This window comes from Albibacterium sp. (genome assembly GCF_035514885.1).
Taxonomy (GTDB): Bacteria; Bacteroidota; Bacteroidia; order Sphingobacteriales; family Sphingobacteriaceae; genus Albibacterium.
The window spans coordinates 117,149-135,663 of record NZ_DATJCH010000010.1 but is presented as its reverse complement, the minus strand read 5'-3'; the positions used below and the strand labels follow the sequence as shown (position 1 = coordinate 135,663).

At 36.3% G+C, this 18,515-nt stretch carries 13 protein-coding genes; 7 read left to right on the top strand and 6 right to left on the bottom strand.

Annotated features, from left to right (window positions below; all coding sequences use genetic code 11):
- The first annotated feature begins 1 nt into the window (after position 1).
- A complete protein-coding gene (locus VL047_RS03300; protein ID WP_325358484.1) occupies positions 2 to 679 on the top strand; it encodes a DUF2652 domain-containing protein in 678 nt (225 codons plus the stop codon).
- Here the strand turns inward: VL047_RS03300 and VL047_RS03295 are convergent.
- The 4 genes from VL047_RS03295 to VL047_RS03280 all read right to left on the bottom strand — a co-directional run bounded on the left by VL047_RS03295 (position 651) and on the right by VL047_RS03280 (position 3,904).
- On the bottom strand, positions 651 to 1,637 hold the full coding sequence (locus tag VL047_RS03295; protein ID WP_325358482.1) for an AraC family transcriptional regulator: 987 nt from the start codon (positions 1,635 to 1,637) through the stop codon (positions 651 to 653). The two genes, VL047_RS03300 and VL047_RS03295, sit on opposite strands and share 29 nt — an antisense overlap.
- Before the next feature lie 65 nt (positions 1,638 to 1,702).
- The gene (locus tag VL047_RS03290; RefSeq protein WP_325358671.1) at positions 1,703 to 2,467 is read right to left on the bottom strand and encodes an SDR family NAD(P)-dependent oxidoreductase; all 765 of its coding nucleotides are present in this window, start codon (positions 2,465 to 2,467) and stop codon (positions 1,703 to 1,705) included.
- Between the two features lie 102 nt (positions 2,468 to 2,569).
- Entirely contained in the window at positions 2,570 to 3,508 is a 939-nt protein-coding gene (locus VL047_RS03285) for a helix-turn-helix transcriptional regulator (RefSeq protein WP_325358480.1), read from the bottom strand.
- 42 nt (positions 3,509 to 3,550) lie between these two features.
- Positions 3,551 to 3,904 carry a VOC family protein gene (locus VL047_RS03280; protein ID WP_325358478.1) on the bottom strand — a complete coding sequence of 118 codons (354 nt, stop codon included), beginning with the start codon at positions 3,902 to 3,904 and terminating at the stop codon, positions 3,551 to 3,553.
- A 217-nt stretch (positions 3,905 to 4,121) separates the two neighbouring features.
- Between VL047_RS03280 and VL047_RS03275 the strand changes: the two genes are divergently transcribed.
- On the top strand, positions 4,122 to 5,033 hold the full coding sequence (locus tag VL047_RS03275) for an alpha/beta hydrolase (protein WP_325358476.1): 912 nt from the start codon (positions 4,122 to 4,124) through the stop codon (positions 5,031 to 5,033).
- Positions 5,034 to 5,120: 87 nt separating this feature from the next.
- Here the strand turns inward: VL047_RS03275 and VL047_RS03270 are convergent, their stop codons facing one another.
- Positions 5,121 to 7,838, bottom strand: a complete 2,718-nt coding sequence (locus VL047_RS03270; protein ID WP_325358474.1) for a carboxypeptidase-like regulatory domain-containing protein — start codon at positions 7,836 to 7,838, stop codon at positions 5,121 to 5,123.
- 1 nt (position 7,839) lies between these two features.
- Positions 7,840 to 8,760 (bottom strand): helix-turn-helix domain-containing protein, encoded by a 921-nt coding sequence (locus VL047_RS03265; protein WP_325358472.1) that lies wholly within the window; start codon positions 8,758 to 8,760, stop codon positions 7,840 to 7,842.
- Between the two features lie 572 nt (positions 8,761 to 9,332).
- On the opposite strand from VL047_RS03265, the gene VL047_RS03260 reads away from it, so the two are divergent.
- From VL047_RS03260 to VL047_RS03240, 5 genes are read left to right on the top strand one after another with little or no spacing between them, the layout of a single operon-like run.
- On the top strand, positions 9,333 to 10,679 hold the full coding sequence (locus VL047_RS03260; RefSeq protein ID WP_325358470.1) for a TolC family protein: 1,347 nt from the start codon (positions 9,333 to 9,335) through the stop codon (positions 10,677 to 10,679).
- 9 nt (positions 10,680 to 10,688) lie between these two features.
- The gene (locus VL047_RS03255; protein ID WP_325358468.1) at positions 10,689 to 11,828 is read left to right on the top strand and encodes an efflux RND transporter periplasmic adaptor subunit; all 1,140 of its coding nucleotides are present in this window, start codon (positions 10,689 to 10,691) and stop codon (positions 11,826 to 11,828) included.
- 23 nt (positions 11,829 to 11,851) lie between these two features.
- Complete coding sequence (locus VL047_RS03250) at positions 11,852 to 15,016, top strand: multidrug efflux RND transporter permease subunit (protein ID WP_325358466.1); 3,165 nt, start codon at positions 11,852 to 11,854, stop codon at positions 15,014 to 15,016.
- A gap of 9 nt (positions 15,017 to 15,025) precedes the next feature.
- Positions 15,026 to 15,847 (top strand): universal stress protein, encoded by an 822-nt coding sequence (locus VL047_RS03245; RefSeq protein WP_325358464.1) that lies wholly within the window; start codon positions 15,026 to 15,028, stop codon positions 15,845 to 15,847.
- Between the two features lie 54 nt (positions 15,848 to 15,901).
- Positions 15,902 to 18,469, top strand: a complete 2,568-nt coding sequence (locus VL047_RS03240) for a DUF5686 and carboxypeptidase-like regulatory domain-containing protein (RefSeq protein ID WP_325358462.1) — start codon at positions 15,902 to 15,904, stop codon at positions 18,467 to 18,469.
- The last annotated feature ends 46 nt before the right edge of the window (positions 18,470 to 18,515 follow it).

Sequence of the window (18,515 nt, the reverse complement as noted above, 5' to 3'; positions counted from 1 at the left end):
TATGAGTACATTAGTATTAGAAAAACCATCAAGCAGCACCAAATTCCATACATCAGATAATTCATTTAAGGGTACAATCTTAATTCCGGACATTAGTGGATTTACAAAGTTTGTCAATGAAACGGAATTCACAACAGGTCGTGAAATAACAAGACAGCTTCTTCAGGTTATCATAAATAATAACGTTCTAGATCTCAAAATTTCTGAAATAGAAGGAGACGCAATTCTCTTTTATATTAAGGATAGCTTAACTCCAGTACAGATAAAAGACCAATATGAAATCATGCTCAGCAGCTTTCAAAAAAAAGTGAAAGAGTTAAGCGACAAAAACGGTTTTAAAATTGATTTAACCTTAAAACTTATTGCTCATTATGGAGAAATATCAACCTATAAAATTAGCGATTTTGAAAAACTTTATGGGAAGGCAATAATTGAAGCACATCAACTATTGAAAAATTCCATTAATAGTAAATCTTATTTTTTGCTTACCAATAGTATCTTTAACGCAAACGAAAAAAAGTTTGCCGGCTCTTGTTATTATGCTGGAAGTCAATTATGTGAAATTTACGGAGATTTGAAAAAAATCGGTTACGCATATTTCGACTATGAAGAAGATAAAGATTTTGAAGAAAATAAAGACTTGCATTCAATTAGAGCGGTTGCTGACTATATTTTTTAGGTGCCATCCCATAATGTCTTTTAAATAGGCGGCTAAAGTGACTGAGGTTTGAAAAACCAAGTTGATAGCCCACCTCTGAAACAGAAATTCCAGCATGATTTAAGAGAAAAGCTGCTTCTTCCATTCTTACTTTTTGATAGTAATTGTAAATTGTATCACCATAAATCTGTTTGAATAAAAGCTTCAGCTTAGTTTCACTCATACCGACTGTAACAGCAAGTGTGTGAATTGAAGGAAGATTACTTATATTTTCTAAAATAATATTACGCACACCCGTTAGTTTTTCAATATCTGAATTATTGACAGCTTTCTGGGAAGTATTCTCTCTCTGAGATAGCTTATAAAGCAAATGATATAACAGTTCCTGCACTTTAATTTGAACAAGAAAATGGCTTAAGTTATCATTCATATTGATTGCAGAAATATTTTTCAAAATCTGCTGTGTCTCTGAGTTCATACTTTCAAAATACATAAAGGATGCTGATCCTTTTGTAATTGCTTGTAAAACACCAGTAGTTTTTTCAATAGTTAATAACGAATTTAATTTAGACGGTGTAATACCAACCACTACATATTGTGTTTCTGTATTTGCAGGAAACCGGATAACTGATTTTAAATCATTTGTAGTAATCTGTATTGCCGATCCGCTTTTCTGTGAAAATTTTATAGGCTGTTCACGATTATATACTAAATCAACTGGCTGTTCATTACTATAAAAGAAAATGCTCAATAGGTCATTTGCCCGTGTTGAAGGGTTTCTTTTGATGACAAAATCTTCCTTAAGTTTATACTTGTGAATTAACAGTCTAAAATCTGGTTCAAATTCTATCTTTCTTACATATCCTTTTCCCATCGAAGGTGGAATAGAGATGTAATTATCTTTAAGAGTTAGATTGTATTTTTTTGAAAAGTCTGTAATAAAATCAAAATCGAAGGAAGTAGTGAATTCAAATACCATGTATATTCATGCCTTATAATACAATGTACAATTTATAATGCAAAGAATGATTAGGAGAGTACTAATTAAAGAACCATTCCTCCAGATACTTCGATACGTTGTCCATTAATCCAACCTGCATCCTCAGTACATAAAAAAGATACAACACCTCCAATATCATCTGGCAAACCTACACGGCCCAACGCAGTATAACTTGCAACATTTGCATTCCTCTCCTTGTCATCTCTTATCCGGCCGCCACCAAAATCTGTTTCAATCGCTCCGGGAGCTACTACGTTTACAGCAATATGCCTCGTACCCAATTCTTTTGCAAGGTATTTTGTCAAAACTTCGACCGCACCTTTCATAGATCCATAAGCTGAAGAGCCTGGAAAAGAAAAACGGGTAAGTCCCGAGGAGATATTAATAATTCGTCCACCATCGTTAAGAAATGGCAAAGCTTTCTGCGTAAAGAAAAATACACCTTTGTAATGGATATTCATTGCATCATCAAACTGATTTTCCGTAGTTTCAGCGAACGGTGCATACAAAGCTGTGCCAGCATTGTTAATAAGAAAATCAAATTTAGAAATGCCTGTCTGCTCCTTTAAATATTCACCTAACATAGTATAGAACTCATCAAACAATTGAATATTAGCAGCATCCAACTGGAAGGCTGTGGCTTTTTGACCAAGCGCCTGTATTTCGGCTACCACCTCTTCAGCTTTCTGTTGATTACTTTGGTATGTTATTACAACATCAATTCCTTTTTTAGCCAAGCTGATAGTCATGTTTCTACCCAAACCTCGACTTCCACCAGTTACAAGTGCAGTTTTATTTTTTGCTGTTATCATCTTTTATATTTTTTATTTGATACAACAAAGATCGAATGATAGGCAGCATAATGTTTGCAAGCATCAATCTCATGTTTGCAAAATTCAAATAATTATAATTTATGATCGAAAGCTAAGCGGTGTTACAGCGGTTTGCTTCTTGAAAAAATTAGAAAAATGCGCAACTTCTTCAAAACCCAGACTATATGATATTTCAGAAATATTCCAGTCTGTTTGTTTCAGCAAAATCTTCGCTTCCTGTATAATTCGCCCACTGATGATTTCTGTGGTCGTCTTTCCGGTATTTTCCTTTAAAACTTTATTGAGATGATTGACATGGATCGCAAGTCGATCTGCATATTCTTTTGCGGTCCGTAATTGCAGCCTTTGATTTGGAGATTCCATTGGGAACTGCCTTTCCTGCAACTCAACAAACAGTGAAAGAATGCGAGAAGCTGCATTCTGGTTGGGGTGCAAAGTTCTGGGAGGTTGTAACTTCTGACCATAATGTATAAGCTCCAATACATAATTCCGAAGCAAATCGTACTTAAATTCATAGTTCGATGCTATTTCCTCTTGCATTTTCCTGAATAGAAACCCAACTTCTTCTGCCTGCTTATCTGTTATCTCAAAGACTGGATATCCACCCGATTTAAAAATCGGAAGCTCATCAAGCATAACTCCAGATTTATTTTTAATGAGGAAAGCATCTGTAAATACGCAAAAAGATCCGGATTGATTCTCATCTAACGGAAACCAGTGGTAAGGCACTTTAGGTGATGCAAACAACAATGCATTATGCTCTATATCAATAACCTTATCTGCATATTCTGCCCGATTCTTCCCTCTTATTAAACTTATTTTATAGTAAGATCTGCGGTTATAAGGCATTACTTGTTTTTGCTTCACCTGCCTGATAGTTTCGAAAATATCAAACACATTAAAATGCCCAATCTCTTTATGAATACCAGGAGGCAAAAGTGTTTGAACATCTTTACCTAAAAAGTCAACCGCTTGCTTATAAAACTCATCGAGCGATGTATTTCCAATATTTTTCATTGTAAGCTTTTGGTTTGCAAAATTCAAAGGTAGGAAATATCACTAGCCTTGCCCGAATGTCAATAAATTATTATCATGGTCAAGCATAGAAAACTCCTTTTGCCCCCAAGGTTTTAACTGTAAATGTCCCGCCGGGTGAATATTTAATTCCCTATCTAAAAACGACCGATATAATGTTTCAATATCATCTGTTCGTATGTATACCTGTCCGTAATTCTCTTTTGGGTCAAGCTCTTTGAATTCAAAAAAATGTATTTGGATATGATCCTTTTGCACCATTAAATAACCATCATAGTCAACATTCCCAAGTTCCTTAAAACCTAATTTATTCAAGTAAAATTCTCTTGTTGCAGTTTTATTCCGCATCGGTATTTTTGGATTAATTTCGACCAGCATATTCTTCTATTTTCAAATAAAATTCACACCTATAATTTCAACATATTATCATAATTATCCTTACACTCAAAAATAAATTGCATGTTTCTGACTATGAACAACACGTAAATTCATGCAAGAAAATACAATTAATTTATACTTAATTATTTCAAAAAGCCTATGTTTATATTATAATTTTAATCAAAAACCTAAATATCTTAATCAAGAACCTAAATTTATGAAAAAAAATGCATTACTAATTTGTTTTATTTTTGCAGTTTCCGGCTTATTTCATACCGTTAATGCACAGGTAAATACATCTTCTCCAAGACCAACATCCAGAGTTATAGAGGATGGAGGCACAGGCTTGTATAAAGCTATAGCATTACAGGAAAGCTCATTGCCAACACATACAGTTTTTAGACCTGACAACCTTACCCCATTCAACAGCAATAACAAATTACCTATTATAGCTTGGGGCAATGGAGCATGTGCAAATTCTCCTTGGGAACATGTAAACTTTCTATCAGAAGTAGCTTCGCATGGTTTCCTTGTAGTAGCAATTGGTCCTATGCCTCTCGAAGGTGAGAAAGGCAGTGGCAGATCAACTTCTTCGCAAATGACTGATGCTATTAATTGGGCTATAGCACAGAACAGCGACAAAACAAGTCCGTTATACAATAAAATAGATATTACAAAAATAGCTGTTAGTGGCATGTCATGCGGAGGTTTGCAGACACTTGAAACTGCTCCTGATAAACGTGTTACTACAGCCGTTATATACAACAGTGGTATTATTGGAACACCAGGTGGTGGTATGCCTGGCATGCCAGCTCTTACCAAAGATCAATTAGAAAAGCTACATACACCAACACTTTACGTTCTAGGAGGTGAAAAAGATATTGCTTATGGCAATGGTATGGACGATTTTAAACGGATTAATCATGTTCCTGTTTTTGTTGCCAATATGGATGTTGGACACGGGGGAACTTATGGTCAGCCGCATGGTGGCGAATTTGCCAAAGTAGCTACCGCATGGTACTTGTGGCAATTAAAAGGTGATAAAGAAGCAGGTAAAATGTTTACCGGCAACCCTCCCGGACTAGCAAAAGATGCCAACTGGACAGTTGAAAAGAAGAATATGCCTTAAAGTTTTTAAAGATACTTTAATTTAAAAAGTCCCAAAATTAGAATAGATTATTCCAATTTTGGGACTTTTATTATTCTCTTCTCTTACTTATTGAACCTGATAGCGATATACAGATCTTCCAATATGGCCGTTTGCATCAATACCTTCAACTACCACTCTAAAGGTTCCCTTACCATCAGAATTAAAGTATTCAAAATTCAAATCTCCTTTCTCATCCGTTAAGAGGTATGGATTCCAATATACAGTGGTTCTATTATCTTTGGATTGCATAGTAGTTTGAGGGCCACTATATTTCGGCACATAAAACTGCCTTTCAGCACTGTATCCATTAGGCATAAAGGTCATTACGTTGGTTGGAGCAAAAAGATCAGCAATATCCTGTGCACTTACTTTCGTCTTCTTAACCTCTTTCATATTAATTACTAATACTCCTTTTGTTCTGTTTCTAGCATTAATTCCGCTTACCCCATCATCATTAAACACTTCAATAGATTCAATTCCCTCCACCTGTATTCCCATAAGATAATTAACGTCTACTTGCAAACCATTAGCATAAATCTCTATTGGCAGTCGATTACCTGTATTATAAGAACGACTTAAATACAGTATTCTATCCACATACGTCAGTCCCATACTTCCCGTCAAACAACTTATTAAGTTATTACAACCAGCAAGTTGATCACCTTTATAAAGGTAATCTGCCTGCATGCTCAAACCAGAAAGCGCACCATAATCTGCATGACTCGGAGCTTTCGGAGCTCTCACCTCAATTTCAACTTCTCTTAACAAAAAGCCAGAACTATTTTCCAGCTTACTATTCTGAAGATATGTTTTCAAGGCATTGTCAATATTTATAACTTCATCTGGTGCACTGGCACTTATATCCGGTTCAGGAAAAGGCTCTCCATCGGTCATAATCATTAAATTCTCAGAATTCAGATTATTGCGAGCATTTATAACCACTTCAACTGAATCTTGAAATGCAAGGTCAGTAAAACTAAAGCGTCCTTTATCATCCGTTTTACCATCCTTATAAAATGATCTTTCAGGGATTTGCAATAGTAAACGTCCATTCGCCAAAGGCATGCCATCCTTTCTTCTGATCGTTCCAGATACCGCTAAACTTCTTTCGGGCAAATAAGAGATTGCTGGTGGCTTATTAGCTAATATATCTTTATACGTATACCTGCGATAACCCTGTGTCAACATTAAAAGATCCAGATCAGATAACTTCTTACTATCTACTTGATAAAAATAATAATTAGGTTCTTCTATATAACCCTCAATATCAGAAGTTAAAAGCAAACTACTTAATATGGTTGTCTCCTTATCTTCATTAACCGGCACCTTACTTTCATCAATAACAGCCACAGAGAAACTTCCTAAAGAAGGTTCCCCTCCCGAACTTGCATTCAATTTCATTTGAACCTTCTGTCTTTGGGTATATTTTGGAAGATCAGATGTTAAATCCATCTTAAGAGAATCGGCCTGTTTAATAAAAACAATACGTTCGCTAAGAATATTTCCTGAAGACGATAAAATACTTAATTGGGCAATACCTGTTGGAAAATTTTTCTTAGGAATAGATGCTATATATTCTTGATTGCGCAAAACACTCTGAGCCGCATAATAAACAACACCGCCATTGCGACCTATGACATAGAAACCTGAATTAAAGTTTTTCTCAACATAAGGAGCATTAGCACGCATAACAAACTTCAGATTATTCAAATCGCTGTTATCGACAGAAACAGTGATTCCTTCCGATTTTACACCTGGCAATTTAAAAGTCCCTTTACTTCCATCCGCAAATTCAACATTTGCAAAATATATCTTATTACTTTCTGGAGTAAATGAGAACTTACCCATACCCAGATGTTGTGAAGTTATTTCTGACACAATAGTACCTTCAGCATCTACAACAGTACCCTTTAGCTCAACACCCAAACCATCTGAACGCAAAGCTTTAAAAGCAACCACCGAAGGTAGGCCAGCAACTAAATCTCCCCCTTCAGGGAAAAACTGAAGATCATTTTCTGACGCAGCCTTATTCAAAGGAAAGCTGACATTAATAGGCTTCGCCTTTCCTATATCAATTGTTGCCAAGAGTTCGCCACTCCTTAAATCAACATCTTTCGAACTGCTAAAATCAATATTCAATAAACCATTCGCATCTGTATCTCCTCTTCCCCTGGCAATTCGTTCATAATCAACTATAACTTCCCAGTTTACTCTTTGGTTACTTAAAGGCATATTGTTTTCGTTTTGAAATAAAACCTGAGCAGTTACCTTTACATTCTTATCTGTAGAAGTACTATTAAAAGTTATATTTGTACTGATGTCTTTATTTATTGCATTTCCAATGAGCAGATTTTTTGAATAGAAATACTTCGAACTAAAGTTTAGCATCCATCTCGTATAAGCCCTAACATGATAATTTCCTTGTTTATACGAATCAACGGAAATTGGAATGCTTCCAGGCGCAACACCGTTTATTACTGGAATCTTAATACTTTCAACAATTGAATCCTTACTGCTTAGAACATCTACATAAACAATTTTACTTAACTCTGATGGAACATTCTGAACAGATGTAAGATAAGCCTTAAACCAAATAGTATCACCAACAGCATAATAGGGTTTATCCATGTGGAGATACACTTTCTCTAAAGGAATATCTGTTATCTGTTTATTAACCTTTTCAACAATGGTGGTTACCGGAATGCTATCCTGTTGGGAAAATGCAGGAAGCCATAAAATACTAAGTAAAAATAAAATTGAAAACAGTCTTGTATACTTCATCATATTATTTATAATCAGCTTCTCGAAAAGCTTTGGGAGAAAGTCCCGTTTGTCTCTTAAAATACTTCCCAAAAAAGGATTGATCACTAAAGTTTAGCCTTTCAGCTATTTCACCAATACTTAATTGAGACTTACTCAATAAAAACTTCGCCTCCAATATAACAAGATCATTTATAATTTCACTAGCATTTTTTCCGGAATATTCTTTTACTACCTCTGTTAAGTATTTGGCAGAGATATTTAATTGATCTGCATAGGTTTTAACCGTACGAACTTCTCTAAACTGCTGTTGTGCAAGGTTGCTGAATTTGATAACCAAACTTTCTTGACGAGAGAAATTTAAACGGGTCATCTGTGTATACTTCCGTGCTAAAGCACCTATCTCAAACATAAAAATATAGAAACCATGAATGAGTATTTCTTTCCCATAAGGATGAATAGCATATTCCTTAATATGCTCAACCAATAACCTGATTTGTCGCTTAACAAGCACTGCATCTTCAGGTATCAAGTTCCAAACTGGAAAGAATTTAGAAGAAAAATAGCTAAATATCTCAGAAGTACCTTCTGGCAAACCAATCTCTGCAATAAAATCAGTTGTAAAGCTAAGTCCAGAAATAGATAGCGATTGATTTTCAGGTAAAGGACCTAACAACATATTAGGAGCTATATGAATCAAACTATTCTCTTTAATTTGTATGTCTTCCATATTAAGGCTAATCACTCCCTGCCCCCCGGTTACTATAAAAATAGACATAAAATCTGCGCGAAAATTACATCCAAAGTCAGCTCGCTTACAGACATTAAATTCTTCAATAACCGAAAAACCATTCAAAACGGTATGTCCAAACTTAACCTTACTATGGTCTAGGTCCGCTTTCTGATATATTTGACTCGAAACCTTACTAATACTATCCACTCCCATCAACTATTTACTTTTCAATAATAAAAACAATCTATCTATCACCTAATTACATATCGCAATTAGACCACGATTTAATCCTGCAAAAATAGTTTAATCTTCTTCAATATTGATATAAATGAGCACTTCAAATAGAAAATTACACTGCATTCACAAAATAAGTTCCAACAAATTGGCCATTTATTCCATTAATATGGAAAAAAGAAATACAACATTTGCTCGATTTTTTTTGACAAATTATTAATTTTATCTACTTTTACAAAATAATTATTGCAAATAACTCGTGTATATATTATTATTTCGATAATAATATCTGAAAACTTTCCTCACAAAAGGTTGATTATTCGTTTAAATTGGTCAATATAGTACCTCACCAAAGTCTGTCACAATTCCTTTATGTCACCTGAAACTACTTTTAAGTAAAATACGCCATTTAGACCAAAACAACCGACAAGCAAGCCTTTTTTAGATTTTGATTTATCGCTTTCTTTGCGCTTTATTTTTAGCAATAGAAAACAGAGAGCTTTTTAATTATTTTAATTCGCTCATTACATCTAAAGAAACAAATCATATTGATGAAAAATTGTAAAAGAATCTTCCTTTATATTGGTCTGATAGCCATTTTCTTACCCAACTTTTCCCAAGCTCAGCAAGTCAATGATCCCACACTTCAAAATGCAACACTACCACAACTTGTTGAATATGCCTTAAAAAACAAGCCTGAAATTAAACAGGCTTTAATCGATGAAGAAATTGGAGAAAGAGACATCAATTCCGCACTTTCTGGTTGGTTACCACAAATTACTGCAAATGCCGACCTTAATCACACTTTAAAACAACAAGTTAGTCCGCTTACTATCGGAGGAGAGACCTCCTATATAAGTATGGGTTCTAAAAACTCATCTAATATCACTTTGCAAGCAGATCAGAAAATCTTGGATGCGGGATTAATACAAGCCTCTAAATCAGTTAAATACTATCGTCAGCAATATGATTTAAATACTGAAAGACAAGGTATCAATACAATTGTTGATGTAAGCAAAGCATATTACGATATTCTAACAAGTCAGGAACAGCTAAAAATCATTTCAGAAAATATTAATCGCTTAGAGAAACAGTTTCAAGATGCTAAAGCACAATATGAAGTTGGTTTAGTTGATAAAACTGATTTTCAACGTGCTCAAATCAGCTTAAGTAATTCTAAAGCTGACTTGAGAAGAACAGAAGAGCTATTGAAATATAAGTATGCTTATTTAAAAGCTTTGATTGGTTATAATGCAGAAAAGGACTTAAGCCTATCCTTTAACGGAGAAGAGATGGAACAAAGCGTATTGCTTGACACAAGCGCTATATTAAACTATCAAAATCGCGTCGAATTCCGCGAGCTTCAAACTCAAAGACAGCTTCAACAAATTAATACCAGCTATAGCAAACTCCAGTTCTTACCAAGTCTATCAGGCTTTATTAATTATAATTGGGCCTTTAACAATAACGATTTTGGAAACCTATACGATCAATCTTACCCTGGATCTATCGTTGGTTTACGATTATCCATCCCGATTTTTCAAGGAACAAAACGAATTCAAGAAATTAAAAAGTCGCAACTTCTCGAAGACCGTATCGACTTGGATTTAATCAATACCAAAAATCAAATCAACAGTCAATATGAACAAGCGATGGCTTCCTATAAAGCAAACTTAAATGACTGGAGAACAGCAAAAGAAAATGTTGAGATTTCAGAAGAGGTCTACAATACGATCAAATTACAATACGATGAAGGTATAAAAGCATATTTAGATCTCATGACTTCCGAAACCGACCTTAGAACGGCCCAGCTCAATTATCTCAATACACTCTACAGTTTACTTTCAGCTAAACTAGACGTACAACAAGCATTAGGCACCATTTCCTTAAATCAATAACAAATAGCAATGAATTTCGACTCAATAAAATCAGGTTTAACAATATTAACAGGTTCTATACTTCTTGCTGCTTGCGGAGGTACAGAACAACAGGCACAACAAACTGCCCCACCTCCAACAGCCGTCTCTACCTATACCGTTGAAAAGAAAAATATTACAACAACCGACACATATCCGGGAGTTGTTGTTGCTCTCAATGAGGTTGAGCTTCGTGCGGAAGTGGGTGGTTACATTACTGCTATTTATGTAAGTGACGGACAGAAAGTAACAAAGGGTCAAAAACTATATGAGATTGATCGTACCAATTATATAGCAGCTTACAACTCGGCCAAAGCCAATTTAGAAGTTGCTCAAGCTAATAAAACAAAAGCAGAAAAAGATGCACAACGCTATACAGCCTTGGCAGAAAAAGAAGCAATTGCCACACAACGCGTAGATTATGCCTTAACAGATTTAGCAAATGCTTCTTCACAAGTAGCAGCTGCTCAAGCCAATCTCGCAACAGCACAGGCTAATTTGAACCGTTCGGTAATTACATCTCCTCTAACAGGAACAATTGGTATTTCGCAGGTTAAACTAGGTGCATTGGTTAGTCCGGGTTCTACTTTATTAAACACCGTATCAACAAACGATCCAATGGCAGTTGATATTTCCGTTAATCAAAAAGATATACAAAGATTCCTTGACTTACAGAAGAATCCTTCTCAAAGCATCAGCGATTCCATTTTCAGCATTGAGCAAAATGGAATTCAATATTCATTAAATGGAAGCATTGTAGCAATCGACAGAGCTGTTGACCCAGGAACAGGAACTATAAAAGTAAGGATTAGCTATCCAAATCCTGCAGGCGTTTTAGTATCAGGCATGACCTGCAATGTAAAAGTTTTAAACAAATCAAGTGTCCCTCAATTAATCATACCACATAAAGCTGTAACCGAACAATTAGGAAATTACTCCGTATTCGTAGTTGGTGACAGTAGTAAAGTGGCTCAGCGAATTATACAAACAGGAAGTACAGTTCAAGACCAAATTGTAGTTACAGACGGTTTAAAAGAAGGTGAAGTAATTGTTTCTGAAGGAACCATGAAACTTCGTCCTGGTGCAACCATTCAAGTTACACCTGATACCGCTGCTGAAACAACAAACTAGAACTTATTTAATTCACAAAGGATATGATATCAGAAATTTTTATCAGACGACCGGCCATGGCCATCGTTATCTCTATACTAATTGTCTTGGTTGGTACCATTGTTTTAACAGGTCTACCAATCAGCCAATACCCTACCATCGCACCTCCAACAGTAACAGTATCAGCAACCTATACAGGTGCTGACGCACAAACCGTAGAGCAAACAGTTACTACACCAATAGAAAGTCAGATTAACGGTACACCGGGGATGAAATACATCAGTTCCTCAAGTACTGCTGACGGTCGTTCAACCATTACAGTAACGTTCGAAGTAGGAACCGATATCGATATTGCAGCATTGGATGTTCAAAACAGAGTAGGAATAGCGGAACCTTCCCTTCCTGAGCCTGTAAGACGTTTAGGTGTTACAACAAAGAAAGCTAATACAGATATGCTCATGGTGTTGGGTTTGATTTCTCCAAATGGAACCTACGACGAGCAATTCCTGGCAAACTATGTTAATATATACGTAAAAGATGCGATGCTTCGTGTTCCCGGAGTTGGAGACGTAATGGCATTCGGACAGCCTTTTAGTATGCGTATCTGGATGGATGCAACCAAAATGGCAAGTTTGGGAATCACACCAGCTCAGGTAACAGCAGCCGTACAAGAACAAAACACACGTATACCAGGCGGTAGTGTAGGTGGTGCTCCACAACAAAGCAACCAAACTTTTGAATATTCAGTAATCTTAGATGGTGCCCTAACAACAGAAGAAGAATTCAGAGATATCATCGTAAAAACTAATCCGAATGGATCAGCCGTTTATTTAAAAGACATTGCCCGTGTAGAACTAGGTCAATTCGCTTATAATATCAGTGCAAAAGTAAACGGAAAAACATCTGCGATGATGGGTATCTATCAAACCCCGGGAGGTAATGCCGTTCAAACTGCCGATGGTATTTACAAAGCACTTGACGAATTAAAAGCTTCATTTCCAAATGATATAGATTATGTAATTGGTTACGAAACTGTATCGGTCGTAAATGCTTCCATCAACTCGGTTGTTAAGACCTTGATTGAAGCCATTCTTTTGGTTACCCTGGTGGTATTTATCTTCCTTCAAAGTTGGAGGGCAACACTGATTCCGGTCTTAGCTATTCCGGTATCTATTATTGGTACGTTTATCTTCTTTACCTTACTGGGCTTCTCAATAAACGTTTTAACCATGTTCGGTTTCGTGCTCGCAATTGGTATCGTGGTTGATGATGCCATCGTCGTCGTGGAGGCCGTCCAGCATTACATTGATCAAGGATTCTCACCAAAAAAGGCAACTAAAAAAGCCATGAAAGACATCTCTGCGCCTGTAATCGCTATTGCACTAATATTGGCAGCAGTATTTATACCGGTAGGATTTATCCCTGGAATGGTAGGCCAGTTATATCAGCAGTTTGCAATCACAATCGCAATCTCAGTATTGATCTCTGCATTTGTGGCTCTATCTTTAACACCTGCACTTTGTGCTCTTTTATTAAAACCAACCAGCTTAAATAAAGAATCAAAGGGATTAAGCGGAGTATTCTATAAATTCAACGCCTGGTTTGCCAGAATTACCTCTAAATATTCAGAAAATGTAAGATGGTGTTTAAAAAGATCTCCATTAGTAATTGTATTTTTAATCTGTATCTATGTAGGAACGCTTGCTTTGTTTTCAGCAAAACCTTCCGGATTCATTCCTTCTGAAGATGCAGGTATTTTTATAATTGGAGCTTCACTTCCTGAAAACTCATCAACTGTTCGTACACAAGACTTTGTTGATCGTGTATCTGAAACCATTCGGGAAAAGAACTCAGAAATAGCCAGTGTAACCTCCATTACGGGCATCAATCTATTAAGTGGTGCATTTGTATCAAACGCAGCAACCTTCTTCGTTCAGTTAAAACCATGGGAGGAAAGAGAAAGAGGAGTTACAGACATAATAGCTAACGTCTCACAGGAATTCGCAAACGATAAAGACGGAACCGTTCAGGCTGTACAACCTCCACCCATTCCTGGATTGGGTATAAGCGGTGGTTTCACACTTGAAATTCAAGAACACCAAGCAGGAGATATTAATAACTTTTCTGGGGTTGTAGGACAGTTCCTTGGAGCTGCCAACCAGAGACCTGAACTTGGTATGGCTTACACACTATTCAATCCCAGAACACCTAGTTATAAGGTAAGCGTTAACCGCGATCAGGTTAAGAAAATGGGTGTATCGATCGGTAGTGTCTATAGCACCATCGCTTCTAATTTTGGAAGTAGCTATATCAATGACTTTACCAGATACGGACGTAACTTTAGGGTTGTAGCACAAGCCGATACAAATTACAGAAGTTCTATTGAAAGTTTAAACAACTTGTATGTTCCGAATATGGCAGGTACCCAAGTACCTTTAAATACCATGGTTTCTTATAACAAAGAAGAAAATCCGGCTATTATCAATCACTTTAACTTATTCAGGTCCATACAAGTAGGTGGCTCGGCGATGACTGGCTACAGTAGTGGCGATGCCCTAACGGCTTTAGAAGAAACAGCCGCACAAGTATTACCTGAGGGCTATAGCTATACTTTCTCTGGTCTGAGTAACCAGGAAAAAGAATCTGGAGATGCCACTGCAAGTATCTTTACGTTGATTATTGTAGTAGTATTTTTATTATTGGTTGCTCTCTATGAAAGCTGGTCGGTACCGTTCTCTATTTTATTAAGTGTTCCATTGGGACTATTTGGAGCTATACTTGCACTCACGTTCCTACCCTATCTCGATAATAACATTTATGCGCAAGTGGGCCTAATTACTCTGATTGGACTCTCAGCAAAAAATGCGATCCTAATCGTTGAGTTTGCCAAAGAGCGTGTTGATATGGGAATGGAAATAATTGCGGCAACCATTGAAGCTGTAAAACTTAGGCTAAGACCTATTGTAATGACATCTCTTGCATTCATACTAGGTGTTATTCCTTTAATCTTCTCATCAGGTGCCAGTGCAATTTCACGTCAAACTATCGGTTGGACAGTAGCTTCTGGTATGACTGTAGCCACCATATTAGCAATATTCGTAGTACCGGTTCTGTTCGTAGTAATAACCAGAATTGCATATGGCAAGAAAAAACTTGCCGAGCTTCAGGCAAATTACAATCCTGAAGACCATAAAGACATGTTACATTAATTTATATCTATGAAAACTTTAATTGTTGCGACAGATTTTTCAAAAGAAGCAGAAAATGCAGTGGAATTTGCTGGAGCAGCTGCACAATATGCGCAGACAAACATTGTTTTATTTAATTCATTTAGCATTCCTTTGCATGCGTCCAACGCTCGATTACCGGCAACGGCATTCAAAGAACTTCTTGATAACAATAGTTTAATGTTAAAGAAGAGAGCGGTAGAACTTTCTGAAAAATACGCAATAGAAGTCGACTTTGATTCAAGCTTCTTAGAACTAAATGACGAATTAGAGAATCTATTTCAAAAATACGATGCAGAAATGGTCATTATGGGTACTGCAGCCTATTCTTTAGAGCAGGAACTTTTCGGCAACTCGACAACAGCTGCAATTATGAAACAGAAGTTTCCTGTACTTGCAATACCAATGGGTGTTAAATTTAAGGTCATCAAGAAAATATTATACGCCTGTGATGTATTGAGAGGGGTAAATGTTCACATCTTGAATACAATTAAAGAGTATGCAAAACTCTCGAACGCTGAGGTTCAAGTATTTCACGTTCAGAATAACATAAGAAAACTTGAAAATAATGTAACAGAACTCGCGAAATCGTCTCAAATAAGTGAAGGTTTAGAAGGAATCTCCTACTCCTATAAAAACATTCAGTCAGAAATGATAATTGAAGCGATAAAAGAAGAGATAAAGCACACTCAGGCTGATTTACTGATTATGGTTCCACAGCGATATGGCTTTTGGCAATCACTTATCCACAAAAGTAAAACTCGGGTTATGGCATCTCAAAGTGAGATTCCACTTCTTTCAATCCCCATATGATAATAAATCAATATACTTGCAAAATTTTTAAGCAAGGTTAAGCATAAACATGCAATGACAAAGTCCATAATAAAATTCACTACTTTCATCTGGTTCGTTCTTTTCCAAACTGGTTTCGTATTCGGACAAAGCACAAGCGTACGAGGTGTCATAACAGATCTCGTAACAGGTGAAACACTTCCTTACGTTACAATAACAGTTCCCGGTTCAACTATAGGAACTTCAGCTGATGACGACGGGCGATATACAATTAAACTATCCGGAGGGCAAACTAAATTAAAATTCAACTTCATTGGATATCTTCCTGTCGAAGTTGACCTCAAACCAGGCATAGATCAAACCATTAATATTCAAATGGATGTTAATGAAGATATGCTTGACGAAGTAGTAATTACCGGAAAAAGAGGAAGATATCGTAACCGTGATAATCCGGCTGTTGAACTAATCAAAAAAGTAATCGAACATAAAGACGAGAACCAAATGGGAGCTCATGAATATGTTCAGTTCGAACAATACGAAAAAATAACCTTTGCCTTAAGTAATTTAAGCGAAAAGTTTAAGAACAAAAAGATCTTTAATAACTACCAGTTTCTTTTCAACGAACAGGACTCAACCGAAATGGGAGGAAGCATCACACTTCCTGCCTATATGGAAGAGAAAGTATCGAATGTATACTATAGAGGTGACCCGGAAAAGAAAAAACAATATGTATTAGCTAATAAGAAAGCTCAGTTTGACCCCAGATTTATTGATAACGATGGACTGTCTGCTTACTTCAACCGTCTATACGAAGATATAAACATCTACGATAACAATATTTCTATTGCGACCAACCTGTTATTAAGTCCGATAGCAAATAATTCGCCTACCTTCTATAAGTTCTTTATTACCGATACGATTAAGACCAATGACCCATGGCTCGTAGAACTAAGTTTCATTCCACGAAATAAATCGGATCTGCTATTTGAAGGGAAATTATACATCACATTGGAAGGCAATTATGCGGTAGAAGGTGCTTATCTAACTGTTAATAATGATATCAACCTTAACTTTATGCGCGGCCTGGAGGCCAACCTCGAATTCGATAAAAATAAAGAAGACGGTCGTTACTTCCTAAGCAAAAGTACGCTTGCAATGGAATTTGCTATCACAGAAAAAGGTGGAGGAATCTTTGGGCAGCGTACGGTTGACTACGAAAACTATATTTTCAACAAACCACAACCCGATAGTGTTTACTCAGGCCCGGGTGAAGTATTAGTATACAATACAGAAGAAAAGAAGGATGATGCTTACTGGGAAGATATCCGTCCAATTCCATTAAATGCCGATGAAGTTACTATTTATAGAAATGTAGACACCCTTCAAACCATCAAGTCTTTCAAAAGATTTATGGATATCAGCACGTTGATTATTGCAGGGTATAAAAATTTCGGAAAATTTGAAATGGGACCAGCAAATACTTTTTATAGCTTTAATCCCGTAGAAGGATTCAGATTACGACTAGGTGGAAGAACTACCCCAGAATTCAACAAACGCTTTTATGCAGAAACATATGCAGCCTATGGTTTTAAAGATGAAAAATGGAAATACTTTTTAAGCGGTACCTATTCATTCAACAAAAGGTCGATCTATAAATTTCCGGGCAACTATTTAAGAGCAAGCTTTCAACGAGATACAAAAATACCCGGACAAGAATTGCGATTCGTTCAGGAAGATAACTTCTTACTGTCCTTTAAACGTGGCGACAACCAGCGTTGGCTCTATAACGATATCTATCGTCTGGAATACGTTCGGGAGTTTGAAAACCATCTATCTTTCAATGCAGGCTTTACCAAATGGAAACAAAGCCCTGCTGGAATCTTAAAGTATCAGCGATTAAATACTGCCGGAGATCCGGTTAATGTTGAATCGCTAAACACAAGTGAATTAAACTTCCAGGTGCGGTATGCTCCAAATGAGCAATACTATCAGGGAAAACTTTACCGCACCCCTATCTTTAATAAATACCCAATCTTTACATTGAATTACGATATGGGTTTGAAAGGATTTTTGGATGGTGAGCATAATTACCATAAATTAAGTGCAAGTATCTTCAAACGTGTATACTTATCGCAATTGGGTTATGCAGATGTCACTACGGAAGGAGGCTACATTTTTGGAAATAACATTCCGTTCCCTTTATTAACTATACACCGTGCGAACCAAACGTATGCATATCAACTAAATTCATATAACTTAATGAATTTCATGGAATTTATGAGTGATCGATATGCCGCTATCGATGTACAGTACTATATGAATGGCTTTTTATTCAACAAAATTCCATTAGTTAAAAAACTAAAACTTAGAGAAGTATTTAGTTTCAAATCACTATGGGGTAGTTTAAGAGACGAGAATAATCCTAACTATAATACGAATAATAATTTATTTCAATTCCCATTGGATGAAAACGGTGTGCCAATCTCATATACACTTAATAGAGAGCCTTATATAGAAGGCAGTGTGGGTATCGCAAATATCTTCAAACTTTTCCGTGTAGATCTGGTAAAAAGATTCTCTTACCTGGACAATCCAGGAGTTTCTGAATGGGGAGTAAGAGCCCGCTTCAAATTGGACTTTTAAGCCAAAAAATGACTTTAATTTAAGAATAGGCCTAACTTGCTTTTAA